Genomic DNA, 21,441 nt, shown 5'->3' with positions numbered 1-21,441 from the left:
AAATGCCCTTCCGGGGTCAATGGGATCGAGCAAAACAGCACGCGGCGACCTGGTGGGCGTCCGCGGGGGAAACGTCAGGGGCCGGTGATGGCAAACGGATGAGCGATCCGCCACCGTCGGGTGAACTTTGGCTCGAAAGCCCCTGGAGTCGTGCGACCGGTGAACCGTGGTACCTCGGCCCGGCGTCGATCAGGGCCTGAATGCGAATGGCCCGGATCGGGAGCTGCGCGGGGCCTGGGCCCAGTCGATGAACACCGCACGAAGGTCGGAGTATTCGCACGGCAGGTGCTTCTGATCGGGCCGGACGCGGTGCTTCCCGGGATCGGACTCCGGTCTGTGCCGACGCCCCCGACGATGTCCCGGAGCCGAGTGGTGGTCGGGTTCGCCCGAACCTCCGGCTTGTCGCCGCAGCCACCGAACCCGTCACCGTACCGATCCCGCGCACCCTGCCCCGCCTGGAACTCTGCGGAGGCGACGGGCCGTCCCTGAACCCCCGATTCGGGACGGCCCGTCACTCGATCACATGCTGCGGTGTGGCTCGGGCGTCGACTAGGAGACGAAGCCGAAGGTGGTCCAGATCGGGAGCTGCGCGGGGGCCTTGGCCCAGTTGATGAACGCGATGGTGTCCGTGTCGGGCTCGGTGTCCAGCGGGTCGTAGACGAAGTAGACCGAGCGGTTACCGATGAAGCCGGTGGCGTTGGGCGCCTTGCCGTCGATGCTGCGCGGGGTGAAGCCACCGGTGTGGTTGGTCACGCCCGAGGCGGGGGTGGTCTGCTCGCCGTACGCGGCCTGCGAGTAGGGGATGATCGCGTTGTTCGAGAGGATCTGCGGCGCGTCGCCGCGGTTCTCCTGCGCGCTCTGGTTGACCGTCGCGGCGCACGCGCCGTTGGCGGTGGCGGTCGGGTCGAAGCCGAGCACCTTGTCGATGAACTCCTGGCGGGTACCGGAGCCGGCCTGCGGGATGTGCTTCTCGATCGTGCCCGACAGGCTGGAGTTGATCTGGTTCCAGTCGGTGATCGTGCACTTGTAGATGTCCTGGAGCTGCGCGCGGGTCACGTTGGTCGGCGCACCGGGCTTCTTGGTGGCCCAGGTGACCGCGTCACCGGCGACGCGGGTGAAGGTCAGCGTGGTCTCGGGCGTGCCGGCCTTGGGGCCACGCGAGGACCGGATGAAGCTCAGGCAGTTGGCGCTGGTACCGGCGCGCTCGGCCAGCAGGGCGTTGATGCCCGCGCTGGAGCCGTTCGGCCACGGGTTCTTGCCGGTACCGTACTGGGTGTCACAGGCGGCCTTGCCGGTCGCCTGGCCACCGGCGGGAACGCCGGCGTTGACGGTTATCCAGTTGTTGCCACCCGGATCGACATTGGCCGCATAGTCCGAGCCGAGCGCCGCGGTGACGTTCTGCAGCGTGTCCGAACCGGCGTTGACGTAAGTGGCGGCGTTCGCCGAGGCGTTGGCGCCGACGACGAGGGCCATGGCGGCGGTCGCGGTGCCCAGTACGGTGGCGGTCTTGCGCATGCTGAAGACGCTGGACATTCGAAGTCTCAACTCTCTCTTGGCATTTGCTGGCCGTCGACCGCAGTGGCCGACGCCGACAACGCTGCCGGCGGCTTGATCGTCGTGGGATGTCCGGCAGGGAAACGGGACCGGGCCCAACGAGGCGTCGACGCGAACGAGCCGCACCTGTAACGGAAACCGGATACGCCGGAACCCCGACGGCACGGATATGACGCCTGCCGTACACCCTCGGCACCGGTTGTTTCCGTAGCGGACAGTCGCCGGGGTGCTGCGCTCTGGTTGTCTCCAGGCGAGGGGCATCCGGCTTGATCGCCGGGCGACATGACGAATGGTCAGGTCGGTTCGCCACCCGCTTCCAGGAGCCGACATCCATGGCACATCCGCCCGTGTTCGCACCCGAGTCGCCGGAACTCATCGATTCGCCCCGGCGGATCGTGGTACGTCGGACCAGGGCCGATCACGCGTTCCGCTGGACCACACGCGGCGTGGCGATCCTGGTCCTGGGACTGCTCGTCGCGATCGGCGGCTACCTGCTCTACCAGGGCAGCAGCGCGCTCGACCGGGCCGGTTGGGGATTCCTCACCGAGGACGTGTGGGAACCCAAGAGCGGCACCTTCGGCGTTCGCGGCCTGCTCACCGGGACCGTCCTGGTGGCCATCGTCGCGCTCGTCGTCGCCGTACCCATCGCCCTCACCGCGGCCCTGTACATCACCGAATTCGCACCCCGGCGCCTGCGCGGCGTACTCACCTCCATCGTGGACCTGATGGCGGCGGTGCCCAGCATCATCTACGGCATCTTCGGCTTCTTCGTGCTGCAACCCCAGCTCATCCCGGTCAGCCGATGGCTGGCCACCACCTTCGACTTCCTGCCGATCTTCGAGATCCGCACGATCGACGTGAAGGCCCGTTTCGTGGACAGCCAGTTCAGCTCCTCGCTGTTCATCTCCGGTGTGGTGGTCTCCACCATGGTCATCCCGATCTGCTGCTCGGTCAGCCGTGAGGTGTTCGGTCAGGCGCCGCCCGGCGAGAAAGAGGGCGCCCTCGCGCTCGGCGCCACCCGTTGGGGGGTGATCCGCGCGGTGGTCCTGCCGTTCGGACGCGGCGGCATGATCGGCGGCATCATGCTCGGCCTGGGCCGAGCCCTGGGCGAGACCATCGCCGTCGCGATGATCATCTCGTTCAACACCGACTTCTCGTTCCGCATCCTCGACGGCCAGGGCTCGACGATCTCCTCGTTGATCGTCCTGAAGTACGGCGAGGCCGACACCGAGTCGATCTCCGCGCTGATGGCCGCCGGCCTCGCGCTCTTCGTCCTCACCCTCGCCGTCAACACCGTCGCCGGTGTCCTGGTCGCCCGCTCGCGCAGCGGCAAGTCCACCGAGATCTGAACCGCGAACAACGGCTCCACCAGACCCACCATCGAGGGGATCCACGACGATGACCGTCACCGAGCCGATCGTTCGGCCCGGGCCCGACGCGCCGCCGCCCGCGTCCGCGCCGCGACCACCGGAGGAAGCCCGCGTGGCGTTGCGCCGCGTGGCGCCCGACGACATCGGCGTCGCACTCGGCGCCGCGGTCGCCGGCGCGAGCTTCGCGTGGGTGCTGTACGGGCGCATCCTGCCGGTCGCCGGCTGGCAGGGCTACCTGATCACCGCCTACGTGAGCTTCTTGCTGCTGTACGCGATCGCCACCCGCATGCGCCTGGACCGGGTCGCCGCGAGCGACCGGGTCGCCGGCGCGATGATCTCCACCGGTGCGGCCCTGATGGTCGCCACGGTGGTGACCGTGATCGGCTACGTCTTCGTCAAGGGCTTCGGTCGGATCCTGCACGCCGACTTCTTCACCGCCACCCAGCGACACTTCAGCGCCCTGAGCGCCGACGGAGTCGCGGTCGGCGCCGCACACGCCATCGTCGGCACCTTCGAACAAATGGGCATCGCGATCGTGCTGAGCGTCCCGCTCGGAGTGATCGCCGCGATCTACATGAACGAGGTCGGTGGCCGGTTCGCCTCGGTGGTGCGGGTGGTCGTCGAGGCGATGACCGCCATCCCCTCGGTGGTCGCGGGCCTGTTCGTCTACGCCTTCTTCGTCATCTCGCTCGGCCAGGGCTTCTGCGGCCTGGCCGCCGGACTCGCGCTCTCGGTCGAGATGATGCCGGTGGTCACGCGAGCCACCGAAGTGGTGCTGCGCCTGGTCCCCAACGGCCTGCGCGAGGCCTCGCTGGCGCTCGGCGCGAGCGAGTTCCGCACGCTGTGGAACGTGGTGCTGCCGACCGCCCGCAGCGGCCTGGTCACCGCGGTCATCCTCGGCTGCGCCCGCGTGGTCGGCGAGACCGCGCCCGTACTGCTCGTCGCCGGCGGCAGCGCGGGCATGAACTGGAACCCGTTCAGTGGTGTGCAGAACTCGTTGCCGTACTTCATCTGGGAGAACTACAAGTCGCCCAGCGACCAGCTCAACTCCCTCGCCTGGGGCGCCGGCGTCACCCTGCTGCTGATCGTCCTCGTGCTGTTCACCCTCGCACGCCTGATCGGCGGGCGGACCCCCGGCGAGTCCGGTCGCCGCAAGCGGCAGCGCGCCGCCGCCAAGTCCCTCACCCCGGAGCCCACTTCATGACCAGGATCAAGCGCGTCCCCGCGCTCTTGCTACGGCTGGCGATCGCCTCCGCACTCGCCGTGCCCTTGATCACCGTGCCGACCGGCACCGCCTCGGCCGCCGCCGGGATCAACGGCAGCGGGTCCACGTGGAGTGCGCCCGCGACCAAACAATGGGCGGCCGACGTCGCCGCCCGCGGTCTCGCGGTCGACTACAACCAGAACGGCTCCACCGCCGGGCGCACCGACTTCATGCACCACCTGGTGGACTTCGCCGTCTCCGAGATCCCCTTCCAGGGCAACTACGTCGACCGCACCGGCGCCTCGACCGACGAACTCGCCGCGCTGGCGAGCTCGAACACCAAATTCAAGTACCTGCCGATCGTCGCCGGCGGCACCTCGTTCATGTACAACCTGAAGATCCGCGGCCAGCAGGTCCGCAACCTGCAACTGTCGCCCAGGACCATCGCCGGGATCTTCACCAACCAGATCAAGGTGTGGAACGACAAGGCGATCAAGGACGACAATCCGGCACTGGCGCTGCCCGCCACCCCCATTACCCCGGTCGTGCGCTCGGACGGCTCGGGCACCAGCGCACAGTTCACCGCGTTCCTGACCAACCAGGTCAACGACATCTGGCGGCCGTTCTTCCCCGGCGGGATGACGTCGGAATTCCCGGTCAAGGGTGCGGCCAAGGCACAGGCGGGCTCCGAGGGCGTGGCCAACTACGTCGCGGCCGGATACGGCGAGGGCGCGATCACCTACGTCGAGACCGCCTACGCCATTCAACGCCAATTCCCGGTGGCCTCGGTCAAGAACGCCGGCGGCGTGTACACCCAGCCCACGTCCGACGCGGTGTCGATCGGGCTCACCAAGGCCCGGTTGAACCAGGACAGTACGCAGATCCTCGACGACGTCTACACCAACCCCGACCGGCGCGCCTACCCGATCTCCAGCTACAGCTACATGATCGTGCCGGCGGCGAAACAGTTCGGCTTCGACGAGGCCAAGGGCGAGACGCTGGGCAAGTTCATCAAATACTTCCTGTGTGCGGGACAGGCCAGGGCCCCCGAACTGGGCTACTCGCCGCTGCCGCCCAAGCTGGTCAGCTTCGGCTACGAGGCGATCAAGTCGATTCCCGGCGCACCCGATCCGGGCGCGCTGCCGGCCAACTTGAACAAGCCGACCAAGGCGGAGTACGACGCCTGCCCGAACCCGACCTACAACCCGTCGTGGGTACCGCCGGAGCAAAAGCAACAACAGCAACAGAACGTCCCCGGCAGCACCAACCAGAACAACAACACCACGAACAACGGCAACGGGAACGGCAACGGCAACGGAACCGGCAACACGCCCAAGCCCGGTGACACCCCCGGCGCGAACACCCCCGGCGGCCAAGGAGAGAACGGCACCGGCGGCACCGGCGACCAAAACACCGGCGAAGTCCTGGCCGGCGGCGACAAGTCCGGCCCCGCGGGGCCGGTCAGCGCCGGATCGGTGGAAAGCGGCGACTCGCCGCCCCTGCCCCCCGTGTGGTTCTACGCGCTGACACTGGTGTGCCTGGCCGGCGCGGTGTTCGGCGCACCCTTCCTGTACAGCCGCCTCGGTCGAGGGCGTGGGCCCGATGTCGGTTGAGTCGGGTGACCGGGAGATGTCCGGTCCGTGCGTCGCAGACGAACTTTCGAACACCGTGTCGGATTCCGCTCCCCCGGTACCGCCGCGCCGCGCGAGGATCGGCGCGGGTCGTCCTCGCCGGGGGGAGCCGTCCCCGAACGCGGGCGTCAGAAGTGGAGTTGCCGTGAGCGGCATCGAACCATCCACCGCCTCGCGCGGTCGCGTGCCGACCGTCGGTGGAGTCATCGCGCTGTGCGTCGCCCTGCTCGCGGGATGGCTGAGTGTGATCGTCGGCTCCGCCGGCGCGGCCGAGCCCCGCCCGACGGTGACCGTGTCGCAGAACACGAGCCTGGTCAACCAGCGAATCCTGGTCAAATGGACCGGATTCACCCTGGCCGCCGGCACCAACAGTGTGGTCGTCATGCAGTGCAAGGGCACCTCGCCCCAGCCCCGCGACTGTTGGGCGCCGCGCTGGACCGAGAACGGCAACGAGGTCAAGCAGCCGGACTCGTCACCGCCGGGAGCCGCCACCAAGCAGACCGGACTGCCCACCGCCGCCGACGGATCCGGCCAGGTGTGGATCCAGGTACGGCCGGCGCTGCGACTGTCGGAACTGGGCTGCTCCGACCGCCAGGCATGCTCGATCGTGGCATTCGTGATGCCCGCCGCCGGGAGCACCGTCACCTCGTTCACGCCATTCCACGTGGACCTGGGTGAGTCGTACGGCCCCAAGGACACCGACATGGCGCTCGCCTTCGCCGCCGGGCAGGCCGCGTTCACGCCGCTGTCCTTCGTGCCCGCACCCGACGCGTGCCCCGGCATGGAGCACCCGGACCTCTCGGTCAACGGGTCCGGTGAGTTCACCCAGGCCGGCGCCTCCTGGGTGTTCGGGCTGTGCGGCGCCCGGACCAGCCCGGTCAACATGACGGTGAGCGCCGGCTCCGGCCCCAGCGGTCGCGAAGCGTTCCTCGGCAACCTCGTCGACGTCGGCGTCACCCAACAGCCCATCGGCGGCCCCCTCGACAAGGCCCGTCCGGTGGCGCTGCCGACCATCCGGGACAAGGACAAGACCGTGTACGCGCCGCTGACCAACGGCGCGCTGGTCTTCTCGTTCAACATCGACGACGTGCAGACACACCTGCCCATCCCGTCGATGAAGCTGACCCCCCGATTGATCGCGAAACTGATCACCGGGGCCTACCTGCCTTTCGAACACGAGCCCGGCGCCATCCTGAATTTCTATGACGACCCCGAGTTCAAGGCCCTCAACGGGACATACTCCTGGCCCACCGCCGCGCGCACCCCGATCCTGCGCGGCGTCCAGGACGACACCATCTGGGCGCTCACCGCATGGCTTGCCTCCGACCCGGAGACGGTCACCTGGCTCTCCGGCACACCCGACGCCAGTGGCATCGTGTGCCCGCCGGAATGGCGGATCGGCAAGGCGACCTATCCGCTGGCGGTGTACACCAACCGGGTCGAGATGCTCTCCAACACGAACGTGCCGCAGACGGTCTACGAAGACGTCGTCAACCGGCTCGGCAACGCGGTGCCCACCAACCGCAGCATGACCGAGGTCGGACCCAAGGACGACGGCCAGGACAAGTACGGATCCCACTACGTGATGGCCATCACCACGGTCGAGGCTGCCACCCGCATGGGCACCCCGGTGGCCAAGATCCGCAACGCCGCAGGCAACTTCGTCGACCCGACCGACCCCGCGACCGTGCGCGCCGGCCTCGCCGTCGCCAAGCCGGGGCCGGACGGGGTGACACTGACCAACGACTACCGCAACACCGCGCAGAACGCCTACCCGCTCACCGTCACCGACGTGGCGATGGTCTCCACGGACAAGCTCACCGCCGCCAAGGCGGCCAAGATCGACACCTTCCTCGCCTACGCGGCAACCGCCGGCCAGGTACAGACCGGGAGCTTCAGGCCCGGCGCGCTGCCGCCCGGCTACACCCCGCTCAGCGACGCGCAGAAGCAGCAGATCGCCGCCGCCCGCTCGAAGATCGCCGCCGCGCCCAAGTGGACCGGCGAGACCCCGCCGCCCATCACCGCGCCGGTCGACCAGGGCACCGGCGCCGGCAACTCGGGCGGTTCGAGCGCCGGCAACGGCAGCCCGAACACCCCGGGCACGATCGACCCCGGCAACACCCCGACCGCGGCGCCCTCGACCGCGCCCTCCACCGCCCCCGTCGGCGCGGCCGCCCCGCCCACCGACAAGGGCCCGTTCCCCTCGGTCGCCAACGTGATCAAGGACGCGCTCGACGGCGACCCGTCCGCAGTCGTGCTGCTGGTCCTGATGTGCGTGAGCGGCGCCGCGCTGATCGCCTGCCCGGTACTGCTCTCGCTCGGACACAAGCGCCGCACCGGTGGCTGGCCGCCACCGGTAGCCGCCGTCCTGCGCCTGATCGGTCGCCAGGGGGCCACCGCATGACCGCCGACACCGTCTCCAAGGTGCCCGCGACCGCGCCGGCGACCGCACCCGCGACCGACCCTGCGCCCGCGAGCGCACCCGCGGGCGCCAACGGGCGACCGCCGGCGACCGCGGGCAAACCCCGCAGCGCGCGCCCGGACCCGTACACGATCGCCGGCGCGTCCGTCGCGCTGCTCGCCCTGCTCATCGCGGGCTTCGTCGGCTACCTCTACGTGGTCTCCGACATCCAACAGGCCCGCGACCAGAGCATCCTGGCCGACCGACTCTCCGACGAGCTCTACCGCGACGTGGGCCCGCTCGGCGGCAACATCGACAAGGGCAGCCCGGTCGCGATGCTGCGCATCCCCGCGATCGGCGTGCGCCAGGTCGTGGTCGAGGGCACCACCGCGGACTCGCTCGCCAAGGGCCCCGGACACCTGCGCACCAGCGGCCTGCCCGGCCAGGGCGGGCACAGCGTGATCATGGGCCGCTCGCACACCTTCGGCGGCCCGTTCCGCGACCTCGGCAAGCTGCGCGTCGGCCAACGCATCGAAGCCACCACCCAACAGGGCGAGTTCACCTACAAGGTGATCGAGCGCAGGCACGTGGCCAACGGCAAGGACGACGTGCTCGCGCCCGGCCGGGAGAACCGGCTCGTGCTGATCACCGCCGACTCGTGGATCCGACCCGGTGGGCGCACCGTCGTCATCGCCGAACTACAGGGCGCCCCCAAGGCCCAGGAGGGTCGCCGTCCGCAAGGTCTACGCGCGGACGAGAAGGGCACCGGCGGCTACGCGGACGCCGGCGTGCGGCTGCTGCTGTGGGCACAGGCGTTCACGCTCGTGCTCGTCGTCCTGGTCTGGGCGCTGCGCCGCCACCCCGATCGCCGAGTCACGCTCCTGCTCGGCACCCCGGTCGTGCTCGCCGTCGTGTGGGCACTGTACGAATCCGCCGCTCGCGTACTCCCGGCGACGCTCTGACGCCGGTTCTCGTCCCGTCCCACTCCACACCCCGGAGGCTCCGCACGTGACCAGCCCGGACAGCGGTGCGACGACTCTCGCTCCCGCAGCCGAGACCCAGCCTTTACCGGTTCAATCCGCCGGCGGGCGTGGCTCGACGCTCACCGCGGATGCCGTCAGCGCCTGGTTCGGCACCCACAAGGTGCTCGAACGCGTCGACCTCGTGATGGCGGCCAACTCCGTCACGGCCCTGATCGGGCCGTCCGGCTGCGGCAAGTCCACCTTCCTGCGCATCCTCAACCGGATGCACGAACTGGTGCCCAGCGCGCAACTCGCGGGCCGGGTCCTGCTCGACGGCGAGGACATCTACGACTCCACCCGCCGTCCGATCGAGACCCGCCGACGGGTGGGGATGGTCTTCCAAAAGCCCAACCCGTTCCCGGCGATGTCCATCTACGACAACGTGGTCGCCGGCCTGAAGCTGACCGGCGTGCGCAACGTCGACAAGGACGCCGTCGTGGAGTCCTCGCTGGTGCGGGCCGGCCTGTGGATGGAGGTGAGAAATCGGCTCCGCCAACCCGGCGGCGCACTCTCCGGAGGCCAGCAGCAACGTCTCTGCATCGCCCGCTCCCTGGCGGTCGACCCGGACGTGCTGCTCATGGACGAGCCTTGCTCGGCACTCGACCCGACCTCCACCCGGCGGATCGAGGACACCATCGGCGAACTGCGCGACGACATCACCATCGTGATCGTCACCCACAACATGCAGCAGGCCCAACGCGTATCCGACCACTGTGCGTTCTTCCTCGCGGCGGAGAACACCCCCGGCCACATCGTCGAGGCCGGACCCACCACCGCGATCTTCGGCGCCCCCCGCGACCCTCGGACGGCCGACTATGTCGCCGGTCGCTTCGGATGAGTCGCGGGCCCCGGACGGTACGCCGGAACGGCACGCGCGCTACGACGTCCACCTGGACGCCGAGCAGCACGTGCGGTGGCGGCTCATCGCCCCGAACGGCCGCGTGCTCGCGCGGTCCGCTCGGGGCCATGTCACGGCGGGGGCCTGCCGTATCGAGCTGGACCGGCTGCGTCGCCGGGTCGTCGACCTCGTGCCCGTCATCGGACGGGCCACGGGCGCGCCGGGATGGTTCTGGAGCGTGGCTCTCGAACCCAGCGCCCCCGTGGCGTTGTCGGCCCGCACCTACGAACGCCTGGAGAGCTGCCAGGTGTCCTACGAGAGATTCGTCCGCCTGCTGACCGTCACCGAGCCCGACGACTGGTGACCCCGGGCCGCGCGCCCGCCGCGATCGCGACGATCGCGGCGGCGCGCCCCCGCAGTGGACTCTCCCGTCACGGGAGAGGGCACTGTGGTCGCTCGGAGGTGATGAGGATGCTCCTCGGCATCGGAGACTTCGCACGTGCCACGGGCCTGACCGTCAAGGCGCTGCGTTGGTACGACGAACAGGGCGTGCTGGTGCCCGCGGACGTGGACCCGCACACGCGCTACCGCCGCTACACGATCGACCAAGTCGAACGGGCGGGCCTGGTCCGTGCACTGCGCTCGGCCGGTGTACCACTCGCGGCCATCCGCGACACGATGCACGAAGGCGGCTGCGCGCACGAGGCGTTGCGCGTGCGACGGGAGGCGGTGCGGACCGAACGGGCGCGCGAGGATCGAGCGCTCGCGACGGCGGAACGGGTGCTCGCGGGTGCGGGTTTCGCCTACGACGTGCGCCTGCGGGCGACGCCGCCTCGGGCCTGGGTCGGGGTGGTCGAGTACGTCGTATTGCCGGCGGACGCGGACGCGGGGCCGGTGATCGCGGACTCGGGTGGTGCCGTCGTGGATGCGGACGTCGCGATCGAGGGCGCCTTCTCGGATTTGTACGCGAGCCTGCACGCGGACGGCATCGCGCCCATCGGAGCTTTCTGGCTGGACCTGGGTCGACCAGCGGACGACGCCGGCGCCGAGGTCGGGCTGTGCGTGCCGATCGCCGCGCCGGTACCCGAGGGCTGGTCGGTGCCCGGACGTCGGACCATCACCGGCACCCGCCCGGCCGGCCGCGAACTGACCACCGACCACGTGCTCACCGACGACGACGCCGGCGACGGGACCGCCGTGCACCCGGCGTTCGCCGCGCTCGTGCGGGCCGCCGCCGAACAGGAGTTGTCGATCGACCTGGGCAGTGTGCGACAGCACTGCCCGCGAGAGGCCGCAGGCGCGCCGGCGGGCGCGACCCGTACTGCGGTGGAACTGTCCGTTGACGTCGACGAGTGAGGGCGCAACCGAGGATGCGGTCGCAGGCACGGTCGCAGGCGCGTCGGGGCGGTGCCGGAGGGCGGTTCGGAAGCTGCGTCGGTGGGCGCGCCGGCGGGGGTGCACACCGGGAAAAAGCGATCGTCGGTGACCGGGTGCCTGGCACATAATCGGCCTGGTGTTCCTGACCATCGCAACCACTCATCAGCCCGCCACCGACCTCGGCTTCCTGCTGCACAAGCACCCCGGGAAGGCGCAACGGTTCTCCACGACCTACGGCGAAGCACACGTTTTCTACCCCGAGGCGGACGACGCGCGCTGCACCGCGGCGCTGCTGCTCGACGTCGACCCGATCGCGCTCACCCGCGGGGTCAAGCGGGGCAAGGGCGCCAAGGGCTCGCCCGACCTGGCACTCGCGCAGTACGTCAACGACCGGCCCTACGCCGCGTCGTCGTTGCTCGCGGTCGCGCTCGGCACGGTCTTTCGCACCGCGATGCAGGGGCGCTGCGACGCGCGTCCCGAGCTGGCGGCGATGCCGATGCCGTTGGAGATCGAGGTACCCGCGCTGCCCGCGCGCGGTGGCGAAGAGATGGTCCGTCGGCTGTTCGAGCCGCTGGGATGGCAGGTGAGGATCGAGTCGATTCCGCTGGATCCGCGCTTTCCGGCATGGGGCGAATCGCGCTACGTGCGCCTGGCGCTGAGCGGCACGATGTTGCTCGCCGACGCGCTGCGGCAGCTCTACGTGCTGCTGCCGGTCCTGGACAACGCGAAGCACTACTGGGTCGCGCCCGACGAGGTGGACAAGCTGCTCCGCGCCGGCGAGGGCTGGCTGTCCGGGCACCCGGAGCGCGACCTGATCGCGAGCCGCTACCTCGCGCGCCGTCCCACCCTCACCCGCAGTGCGATGGAGCGGCTCGCCGAGATCGACGACACTACGCCGGAGAACCTCGACAACGCGATACCGGACGACGCCGGCGAGGACGCCGAGGCAGCCGTGGACGCGGAGGCGGGTGCGGGTGCGGGTGCGGGTGTGACGCCGGCGGACGCGGGTGCGCCTGCGGGCGCGATGCCGGCGAGTGCGGTGGGGGTGCGGGCGGCCGAGGGCGTGGCACCCGCGCGTGCGGTCGAAGGCGTCGCGGCCGGCCTTGCGACCGAGGGACCTGCGCCCGAGACCGAGGGATCCGCGTCTGAGACCGAGGGTGCTGCTCCTGCGGCTGCGGCCCTTGCGGCCGTGCCGGCGACCGCCGAGGTGGTGGACGCAGGTGCGGGTACGACCGAGCGACCCCCGACGCTCGCCAGGCAGCGGCGGGACGCGATTCTGACGGCGCTGCGGGCGGCCGGGGCCGAGCGGGTGCTCGATCTGGGTTGTGGCGACGGCAAGTTGATCGGGGCCCTGCTTCGCGAGCCGCGCTTTCGCGAGATCGTCGGCGTCGACGTGTCCACCCGAGCGCTCACCATCGCCGAGCGCAAGCTCAAGCTCGCCCGGATGTCGGAGCGGCAACGCGATCGTGTGCGGCTTATCCAGGGCGCACTGACCTACACCGACAAGCGCCTCGCCGGCTACGACGCAGCCGTGTTGTGCGAAGTGATCGAGCACCTGGACGAACCACGCCTGCCCGCCATGGAATACGCCGTGCTCGGCTCGGCCCGACCGGCGACCGTCGTGGTCACCACCCCCAACGTCGAGTACAACGTCCGCTACGCCCCGGAAGAGGCGGGCGGCGAAGGTCTCGCGGCGGGCGCCATGCGGCACGGCGACCACCGCTTCGAATGGGACCGCGCCACGTTTCGCGCGTGGGCCGAGCGGGCGGCGGACAGGTACGGCTACGCCACCCGATTCGAACCGGTCGGCGAAGTCGACCCCGAGGTCGGCCCCTCGACCCAGATGGTCGTCTTCACCCGTACCGAGACCGACCTCGCCGGCATCCCGCACGCCCCCGACACCCCCACCCCCACCATCGACAACGAAGGCACCGGAGCAACGGCATGACCCACGACGCGAGCGCCCGCCGTGCATTGACCATGCCCGACCTGTGTCTGGTGGTCCTGATCGGCACCACCGGTGCGGGTAAGTCGACCTTCGCCCGGACCCACTTCAAGCACACCCAGGTGCTCTCCTCCGACTACTTCCGCGGACTGGTCGCCGACGACGAGAACGACCAGTCGGCCTCCGGTGACGCGTTCGAACTGCTGCACCACGTCGCCCGGATGCGTCTCGCGTCCGGCCGGCTGACCGTGGTGGACGCCACCAACGTGCAACGCGAGGCCCGCGCGCAACTGGTCAAGGTCGCCCGCGACCACGACGTGTTCCCGGTCGCGATCGTGCTCGACATCCCCGAGGCCGAATGCCAGGCACGCAACTCCGCACGCCCGGACCGGATGCACCTGCCCCCGCAGGTGGTCCAGCGTCAGCACCGGGACCTGCGCCGATCGTTGCGCGGCCTGCAACGCGAGGGCTTTCGCAAGGTGCACGTGCTCTCCGGTGTGGACGAGGTCGCCCGCGCCGAGATGGTGTACGAACGCCGATACAACGACCTGCGACACCTGACCGGCCCGTTCGACGTGATCGGCGACATCCACGGTTGCCGCGCCGAGCTGGAATCGCTGCTGCTCGAACTCGGCTACGCGATCACCCGTGACCGGACGGGGCGGCCGGTCGACGCCGCACACCCCGAGGGACGGACCGCCGTGTTCGTCGGCGACCTGGTCGACCGCGGGCCGGACACCCCGGGCGTACTGCGCCTGGTGATGGGCATGGTCGGCGCGGGACACGCGCTGTGCGTACCGGGCAACCACGAGAACAAGCTGGTGCGCGCGCTCAAGGGCCGGCAGGTCAAGACCAGCCACGGACTCGCCGAATCACTCGAACAATTGGCCGCCGAGAGCGAGGAGTTCCGCACGCAGGTGGTCGACTTCTGCGAGTCCCTGGTCAGCCACTACCTGCTCGACGAGGGCAGGCTCGTGGTGTGCCACGCCGGGTTGCCGGAGAAGTACCACGGTCGTATGTCCGGGCGAGTGCGCAGTTTCGCCCTGTACGGGGACACCACCGGGGAGACCGACGAGTACGGCCTCCCGGTGCGCTACCCCTGGGCCGACGAATACCGGGGCAAGGCGACCGTGGTCTACGGGCACACGCCCACGCCGCGCGCCGTGTGGGTGAACAACACGATCTGCCTGGACACCGGCGCGGTGTTCGGTGGCGACCTGACCGCGCTGCGCTGGCCGGAGCGCGAACTGGTCGCCGTGCAGGCCGAACAGGTCTGGTACGAGCCCATGCGTCCGTTGGCCTCGCAGGCGCCGGGTGGCCGGGACGGGCGGACCCTCGACCTGGGCGACGTACTCGACCTGAGCGCCGGCGGAGTCGGTCGCCGGCATGTCGAGACGGCCGGCGCAGGCATGGTGACGGTACGTCAGGAGAACGCGGCGGCGGCCCTGGAGGTGATGAGCCGGTTCGCCATCGACCCGCGCTGGCTGGTCTACCTGCCCCCGACGATGGCACCGTGCGCGACCAGCACGCTGCCGGGGCTGCTCGAACATCCGGCCGAGGCGTTCGCGCAGTTCCACGCGGACGGGGTCACCAAGGTGATCTGCGAGGAGAAGCACATGGGCTCGCGCGCGGTCGCCCTGGTGTGCCGGGACGAGGCCGCCGCGCGCGAGGCGTTCGGAGTGGACGAGGGGATGGGCGCGGGCGCGGTGTGGACCCGCACCGGGCGCGGCTTCTTCGCCGATCGGGCCACCACCGACGGCTTCCTGCACCGGCTGCGCGCGGCGATCGACGCGGCGGGGCTGTGGGCGGAGCTGGACACCGACTGGCTGCTGTTCGATGCCGAGTTGATGCCGTGGTCGGCCAAGGCGCAGGAGTTGCTGCGGCAGCAGTACGCCGCCGTGGGCGCGGCCGCGACCGCCGCGTTGCCGGTAGCCGGCGCCGCGCTGGCGCGTGCACTCGAACGCGGAATCGACGTCGGCGACCTGGCCGATCGCATCCGCGGTCGCGAGGCCAACGCGCACGCCTTCGTCGACGCCTACGGCCGGTACTGCTGGGAGACCGACGGCCTCGCGGGACTGCGCTTCGCGCCGTTCCAGATACTCGCCGGCCGCGCCGGGTCCTACCTGGGCCGCGACCACGAATGGCATCTCGCGCTCGCCGACCGACTGGTGGCGGCCGACCCCTCGGGGCTGCTCGCACCCACCGGCCGGCTGATCGTGGACGTCACCGACGAGCAGCAGGTCGCGGCCGGCGTGCACTGGTGGACCGAACTGACTGCGGCCGGCGGTGAGGGCATGGTGGTCAAGCCGCTCGCGGGCGAGGCCGCGCGGGTCGCGAACCGTCGGGTGCAGCCGGGCGTCAAGTGCCGGGGACCGGAATACCTGCGGATCATCTACGGCGCCGACTACACCGAACCGGTGAACCTGGAACGACTGCGCAATCGTGGTCTGGGCCACAAGCGGTCGATGGCGCTGCGTGAGCACGCACTGGGCGCCGAGGCGCTGGACAGGCTGGCGACCGGCGAGGCGCTGTGGCGTGTGCACGAGGCGGTTTTCGCCGTCCTCGCGCTGGAATCGGAGCCGGTGGACCCCAGGCTCTGAGGCCGCGTCACCTGTTCGCAGCAAGGGCGGTGTCCGTGCCCGCGCGGATGCCGCCCTTTCCTGCGTGAATGCCGGAAACTTTCGGGTATGTCGCTTCAGTGCCCTGTGCCGACCGAAGCGGGTCGAACGTCCCGCGTCGGTCGGTCCGAGCGTCGTCGCAGGTCGTGACCTGTGTCGGAGGTTCGCGCCCGACCCCGGGTGCAGGATTTCCATGTGGTGGAAAACGAGGCCGAAGACACGGCCCCGGATCCCCTCGACACGGAGGAGCAGCGATGAGCCACGCGGTGGATCCCCAGGCCCCGGCGGCGCCACCCGCGACCGATCCCGCGGCCGACGACACCGCGCGGGGCACCCTCGGTCTCCCGCAGGCGACCGCGCTCGTGGTCGGCGGTGTCGTGGGCACCGGGATCTTCCTGTTGCCGGCCACGCTCGCCAAGTACGGCACGATCAGCATCCTCGCCTTCGGCCTGGTCACCGTCGGCGCCCTGGCGATCGCGGCCGTCTTCGGCAAGTTGGGCGCACGCGTCCCGGCGGCCGGTGGCCCCTACGCCTACGCCCGCGAAGCCTTCGGCGAGTTCCCCGGATTCCTGAACGCGTGGTCGTTCTGGATTACCGCCTGGGCCGGCAACGCCGGCATCGCGGTGGCCTGGGTCGGCTACGTGAACTACTTCCTGCACTGGGACTCCGAACCGGGCAAGATCGCGATCGCCCTGGTCGGCCTGTGGATCCCGGCCCTGATCAACTTGTCCGGGGTCAAGAACATGGGCCTGTTCCAGGTGGTGACCACCGTGCTCAAGTTCGTTCCGCTGATGTTCGTCGCCATCGTCGGCCTGTTCTTCGTCGAGAGCGGCAACTTCGGCGAGTTCAACGCGAGCGGCAAGAGCTTCCTGGGCGCCCTCCAGGTCTCCGCGGCGCTGGTGGTGTTCGCCTACTCGGGTATCGAGGCCGCGTCGGTGGCCGCCGAGAAGGTCAAGGACCCCGAGCGCAACATCGGCAGGGCCTCGATCTACGGCACGCTCGCGTGCGCCGCCGTCTACATGCTCAGCACGATCGCGGTGATGGGCAACGTGCCGCATGGCGAACTCGTCGATTCCTCCGCCCCGTTCTCCGACGCGCTGAACAACATGTTCGGCGGCGGCGTCTGGGGCGGCATCATGGCCGCGATGGCGATCGTCTCGGGCATCGGCGCGCTCAACGGCTGGACCATGTTGTGCGCGGAGATGCCGTACGCGGCGGCCAAGGACGGCATGTTCCCGCGGCCGTTCGCCTCGGTCAATCGGGCGGGCGTGCCCGCCTTCGGAATTCTGGTCGCCACGGCCTTGACCTCGGTCGTGGTCGCGGTGAACTACCTGTGGTCCGAGGACGCCTTCGAGACGATCCTGCTGCTGGCCACCGTCACCACCGTGATCCCCTACCTGTTCTCCGCGTCGGCGCAACTGTTCTGGCTGGTCACCCGCGAGCGCCCGGTCAGCCGCGCGGCCTTGGCCAAGGACCTCACCATCGCCGGAGCGGGCTTCCTGTTCACGCTGTGGATGGTCTACGGCGCGGGCTCGGACGCGGTGCTCAAGAGCCTGATCATGCTGCTGCTCGGCATCCCGGTCTACATCTGGGTCAAGGCCTCGCGCGGCGAATACGGCCCCGGCGGCAAGGAGGCGACCTATGTCGAGGACGTCATCGTGGACATGCGCGATTGACGCGGCGCGCTCCCGGCGCGTCGTACCCCGGGCAACCGGAAAGACCATCCGCAGACGAAACCGGAAGCAGACACCGACCCGGCACCGAAAACCACCACCGAAGTACCACCGAAACCAGACCCGGTCCCGATGGCCGGAAAGCACAACGCAGTTCGCAACGGTCAGGAGGACCATTCCATGGGGTTCCACGTCGAGTCGGAGACCGGTCGCCTCAAGCAGGTGATCCTGCACCGCCCGGATCTGGAAATGAAGCGACTGACCCCGACGAACAAGGACGAGTTGCTGTTCGACGACGTGCTGTGGGTCAAGCGGGCCCGCGAGGAGCACGACGGCTTCGCGGACGCGCTGCGCGATCGCGGCATTCGTGTCCACCTGTTCACCGACCTGCTGCGCGAGACGCTCTCCGGCGAGCCGGCCGCCAAGAAAATGGTGCTCGACCGGGTCTTCGACGAGCGCGAGTTCGGCCTGCTGGCGGTGGATGAACTGCGCAGCCTGTTCGAGGGCTTCGACGCCAATGAGCTGGTCCGCTACCTGGTCGGCGGAATCACCAAGCGCGAGATCCTCGAATACGTGCAGGAGCCGCACAGCGTCGCGTTCCACACCATGGACGTGGACGACTTCGTACTCAAGCCGCTGCCCAACCACATCTTCACCCGGGACACCTCCTGTTGGGCCTACGACGGCGTCGCGGTGAACGCGATGATGATGCCCGCCCGCCGCCGCGAGACCGTGCACTTCGAGGCGATCTACAACTACCACCCGAACTTCGCCAAGGGTGACTTCAACGTATGGAACCCGGGCCAGAGCAGCTTCCCGGCGACCATGGAGGGCGGCGACGTCCTGGTCATCGGCAACCGTGCCGTCCTGGTCGGGATGAGCGAACGCACCACCCCGCAGGGCGTCGAGGCGCTGGCGCGTGCGCTGTTCAAGCACGGTTCCGCGACGAAGGTGGTCGCGCTGAACATGCCGAAGAAGCGCGCCTTCATGCACCTCGACACGGTGATGACGATGCTCGACGGCGAGACGTTCACCAAGTACGCCGGCATGGGCATGTTGCCGTCCTACACGATCGAACCGGGAGAACACGACAAGGAACTCAAGGTCACCGACCATCCGGCCCACGACATGCACAAGGCGATCGCGAGCGCGCTGGATCTGTCCGACATCCGGGTCCTGACCGCGACCCAGGACGTGCGCTCCGCCGAGCGCGAGCAGTGGGACGACGGATGCAACGTGCTGGCGGTGGAGCCCGGTGTGGTCTTCGCCTACGAGCGCAACGTGACCACGAACACCTACCTGCGCAAGAACGGCATCGAGGTGGTCACCATTCGCGGCAGCGAACTCGGACGCGGCCGCGGCGGGCCGCGCTGCATGAGTTGTCCGGTCGAGCGCGAGGCCGTCTAACCTGGCGGTTTGCCGATCCGCGTGACCCGTCGTGCGAGCCTTCGACCGACGCGTCGTGCGATTCGTCGTGCGACGTCTTGCCCGAGTGATTCGTCGATCCTTCGAACCCGTCCGAAGAGAGATGCCTGGAGCCATGGCCTTCAATCTGCGCCACCGCAACTTCCTCAAGGAATTGGACTTCACCCCCAAGGAGTTCAACCACCTGCTCGACCTCGCCGCGGACCTGAAGGCCGCCAAGTACGCGGGCATCGAGCGAAAGCGCCTCGTCGGCAAGAACATCGCGCTGATCTTCGAGAAGACCTCCACGCGCACCCGCTGCGCGTTCGAGGTCGCCGCCTACGACCAGGGCGCCGGCGTGACCTACCTCGACCCGGGCGGCTCGCAGATCGGGCACAAGGAGTCGATGAAGGACACCGCGCGGGTGCTCGGGCGAATGTACGACGGGATCGAGTACCGGGGCAGCAAGCAGGAGTACGTCGAGGAACTGGGCACGTACGCGGGCGTGCCGGTGTGGAACGGCCTGACCGACGAATGGCACCCCACCCAGATGCTCGCGGACATGCTCACCATGCGCGAACACAGCGACAAGCCACTGCACCAGGTCTCGTTCGCCTACCTCGGTGACACCCGCAACAACATGGGCAACTCGCTGTTGATCACCGCCGCGATGCTGGGCATGGACGTACGCATGGTCGCACCCGAGGAGTTGTGGAACGAGCCGGAGATCGTCGACAAGGCCAAGGAGATCGCGGTCGCGACCGGCGCCCGGATCACCCACACCGCCGACGTCGCGGACGGTGTCCGGGGCGTGGACTTCCTCTACACCGACGTGTGGGTGTCGATGGGCGAACCCAAGGAGGTCTGGGACACCCGGATCGCGCAACTCAAGGCGTACCAGGTCAACATGGACGTGGTGAAGGCGACCGGCAACCCCAAGGTCAAGTTCATGCACTGTCTCCCGGCGTTTCACGACCGCAACACCAAGGTCGGGCAGGACATCTTCGAAAAGACCGGCATGGAGGCGCTCGAGGTGACCGACGAGGTCTTCGAGTCGCACTTCTCGATCGTCTTCGACCAGGCCGAGAACCGCCTGCACACGATCAAGGCGGTCATGGTCGCCACCCTCGGCGACTAGGCTCGAAGCAGGTACGAGGATCGGCGCGGCCCGGGCACCGGACCATCGGTACCCGGGCCGCTCGTGGTTGCGCTACGCCCCATTCATCCGGATTTGCCGCGACGTTGCGATCGGCGGACGGCCGTTCGTGAGCGTCGCTTGGGACCGAAGGGATCCACCATGCGCGTCGTCGTCGCCCTCGGCGGAAACGCGATGCTTCAGCGCGGGGACAAGCCCGACGCCGACATCCAACTGCACAACATCCAAAAAGCGGTCAAGTCGCTGGCCCCACTGGCCCGTGACCACGAACTCGTGGTCACCCACGGCAACGGCCCCCAGGTGGGCGTACTCGCTCTCCAATCCGCCGCCGACGCCTCGCTCAGCCAGCCCTATCCGTTCGACGTGCTGGGCGCGATGACGCAGGGCATGATCGGCTACTGGCTGCTCCAGTCGTTGCAGAACGCGCTACCCGGCAGGCAGGTGTGCTCGCTGATCAACCAGACCCTCGTCTCCACCGCCGACCCCGCGTTCCGGGACCCGACCAAGTTCGTCGGCCCGGTCTACGAGGAGGACGAGGCCAAGCGGCTGGCCGCGGAACGCGGTTGGATCGTCAAGCCGGACGGCAAGTGGTGGCGCCGGGTCGTGCCGTCCCCCAAGCCCGCCCGTGTGGTGGAGACCCGACTCATTCGGCAACTGCTCGCCTCCGGGGCCGTCGCGGTATGCGCGGGCGGCGGCGGCGTACCGGTGGTCCGCAACGAACTCGGCCAACTCACCGGAGTCGAGGCGGTGGTGGACAAGGACCTGACCGCGGCCCTGCTCGCCGAGGCCCTGGACGCGGACGTGTTGATGCTGCTCACCGACGTCCCCCGGGTGGTACGCGGATTCGGGCAGCCCGACGCGCAGGAGATCACCAACGCCACCCCCATGCAACTGCGCGCCGGTGACTTCCCGGCCGGTTCGATGGGCCCCAAGGTCGACGCGATCTGCCGCTTCGTCGAGATGACCGGCGACATGGCCGCGATCGGTGCGCTCGACCAGGCCGCCGAGATCCTCCGTGGCAACGCCGGGACGATCGTCACGCCCAGCGGCAAGTATCCGGAGACCAGCCTGCTGTAGGGCGATGGGGAGATGGGCGGGGCCGGCGGGTGCGGCAGGCGTCTGGGGGGCGTCGACCGCGGGCGCCGGTCGGCCCGGGGGCGGGTGGCATGACCGGCGCGGGCAGCGCGAATCGCGGCAAAAGCGCGTGCGGGCGCCGATTCGGCGACGATCTTTTCGAGCGCGGATCGG

Annotated in this window: 15 protein-coding genes; 14 read left to right on the top strand and 1 reads right to left on the bottom strand. The window is 69.5% G+C overall.

Going from position 1 to position 21,441, the window contains the following annotated elements; translation table 11 throughout:
- Positions 1-549 precede the first annotated feature (549 nt).
- On the bottom strand, positions 550-1,515 hold the full coding sequence (locus tag ACFXMF_RS14760; protein ID WP_360317377.1) for a substrate-binding domain-containing protein: 966 nt from the start codon (positions 1,513-1,515) through the stop codon (positions 550-552).
- Between the two features lie 371 nt (positions 1,516-1,886).
- Between ACFXMF_RS14760 and pstC the strand changes: the two genes are divergently transcribed.
- The 14 genes from pstC (at position 1,887) to arcC (ending at position 21,270) form a co-directional block, all read left to right on the top strand.
- Positions 1,887-2,903, top strand: coding sequence for a phosphate ABC transporter permease subunit PstC (gene pstC / locus ACFXMF_RS14755; protein WP_360317379.1), 1,017 nt, complete (start codon positions 1,887-1,889; stop codon positions 2,901-2,903).
- A gap of 49 nt (positions 2,904-2,952) precedes the next feature.
- A complete protein-coding gene (pstA, locus tag ACFXMF_RS14750; RefSeq protein ID WP_379987867.1) occupies positions 2,953-4,128 on the top strand; it encodes a phosphate ABC transporter permease PstA in 1,176 nt (391 codons plus the stop codon).
- Positions 4,125-5,741, top strand: a complete 1,617-nt coding sequence (gene pstS, locus ACFXMF_RS14745) for a phosphate ABC transporter substrate-binding protein PstS (RefSeq protein WP_379987866.1) — start codon at positions 4,125-4,127, stop codon at positions 5,739-5,741. Before pstA ends, pstS begins: the two co-directional genes overlap by 4 nt.
- A 163-nt stretch (positions 5,742-5,904) precedes the next feature.
- On the top strand, positions 5,905-8,163 hold the full coding sequence (locus ACFXMF_RS14740) for a hypothetical protein (RefSeq protein ID WP_379987865.1): 2,259 nt from the start codon (positions 5,905-5,907) through the stop codon (positions 8,161-8,163).
- Positions 8,160-9,122: a sortase gene (locus ACFXMF_RS14735; RefSeq protein ID WP_379987864.1), complete on the top strand. Its 963-nt coding sequence runs from the start codon at positions 8,160-8,162 to the stop codon at positions 9,120-9,122. The genes ACFXMF_RS14740 and ACFXMF_RS14735 overlap by 4 nt, the downstream gene beginning before the upstream one ends.
- 181 nt (positions 9,123-9,303) lie before the next feature.
- Positions 9,304-10,020 carry a phosphate ABC transporter ATP-binding protein gene (locus ACFXMF_RS14730; protein WP_360317483.1) on the top strand — a complete coding sequence of 239 codons (717 nt, stop codon included), beginning with the start codon at positions 9,304-9,306 and terminating at the stop codon, positions 10,018-10,020.
- The gene (locus ACFXMF_RS14725) at positions 9,998-10,384 is read left to right on the top strand and encodes a hypothetical protein (protein WP_355529452.1); all 387 of its coding nucleotides are present in this window, start codon (positions 9,998-10,000) and stop codon (positions 10,382-10,384) included. The genes ACFXMF_RS14730 and ACFXMF_RS14725 overlap by 23 nt, the downstream gene beginning before the upstream one ends.
- Positions 10,385-10,491: 107 nt before the next feature.
- A complete protein-coding gene (locus tag ACFXMF_RS14720; RefSeq protein ID WP_360317388.1) occupies positions 10,492-11,376 on the top strand; it encodes a MerR family transcriptional regulator in 885 nt (294 codons plus the stop codon).
- 157 nt (positions 11,377-11,533) lie between these two features.
- Positions 11,534-13,345, top strand: a complete 1,812-nt coding sequence (locus ACFXMF_RS14715; RefSeq protein ID WP_379987863.1) for a 3' terminal RNA ribose 2'-O-methyltransferase Hen1 — start codon at positions 11,534-11,536, stop codon at positions 13,343-13,345.
- A complete protein-coding gene (locus ACFXMF_RS14710; RefSeq protein ID WP_360317392.1) occupies positions 13,342-15,942 on the top strand; it encodes a polynucleotide kinase-phosphatase in 2,601 nt (866 codons plus the stop codon). Before ACFXMF_RS14715 ends, ACFXMF_RS14710 begins: the two co-directional genes overlap by 4 nt.
- A 272-nt stretch (positions 15,943-16,214) precedes the next feature.
- Positions 16,215-17,636 carry an amino acid permease gene (locus ACFXMF_RS14705; RefSeq protein WP_360317394.1) on the top strand — a complete coding sequence of 474 codons (1,422 nt, stop codon included), beginning with the start codon at positions 16,215-16,217 and terminating at the stop codon, positions 17,634-17,636.
- Between the two features lie 177 nt (positions 17,637-17,813).
- Positions 17,814-19,040, top strand: a complete 1,227-nt coding sequence (locus ACFXMF_RS14700) for an arginine deiminase (protein WP_360317396.1) — start codon at positions 17,814-17,816, stop codon at positions 19,038-19,040.
- Positions 19,041-19,173: 133 nt separating this feature from the next.
- Positions 19,174-20,175 carry an ornithine carbamoyltransferase gene (argF, locus tag ACFXMF_RS14695; RefSeq protein WP_360317398.1) on the top strand — a complete coding sequence of 334 codons (1,002 nt, stop codon included), beginning with the start codon at positions 19,174-19,176 and terminating at the stop codon, positions 20,173-20,175.
- Between the two features lie 159 nt (positions 20,176-20,334).
- The gene (gene arcC / locus ACFXMF_RS14690) at positions 20,335-21,270 is read left to right on the top strand and encodes a carbamate kinase (protein WP_360317400.1); all 936 of its coding nucleotides are present in this window, start codon (positions 20,335-20,337) and stop codon (positions 21,268-21,270) included.
- The last annotated feature ends 171 nt before the right edge of the window (positions 21,271-21,441 follow it).

It is taken from the genome of Embleya sp. NPDC059213 (assembly GCF_042754445.1).
Classification (GTDB): domain Bacteria; phylum Actinomycetota; class Actinomycetes; order Streptomycetales; family Streptomycetaceae; genus Embleya.
The sequence above is the reverse complement of the archived record's forward strand: the minus strand, read 5'-3'. Positions and strand labels throughout refer to the sequence as shown.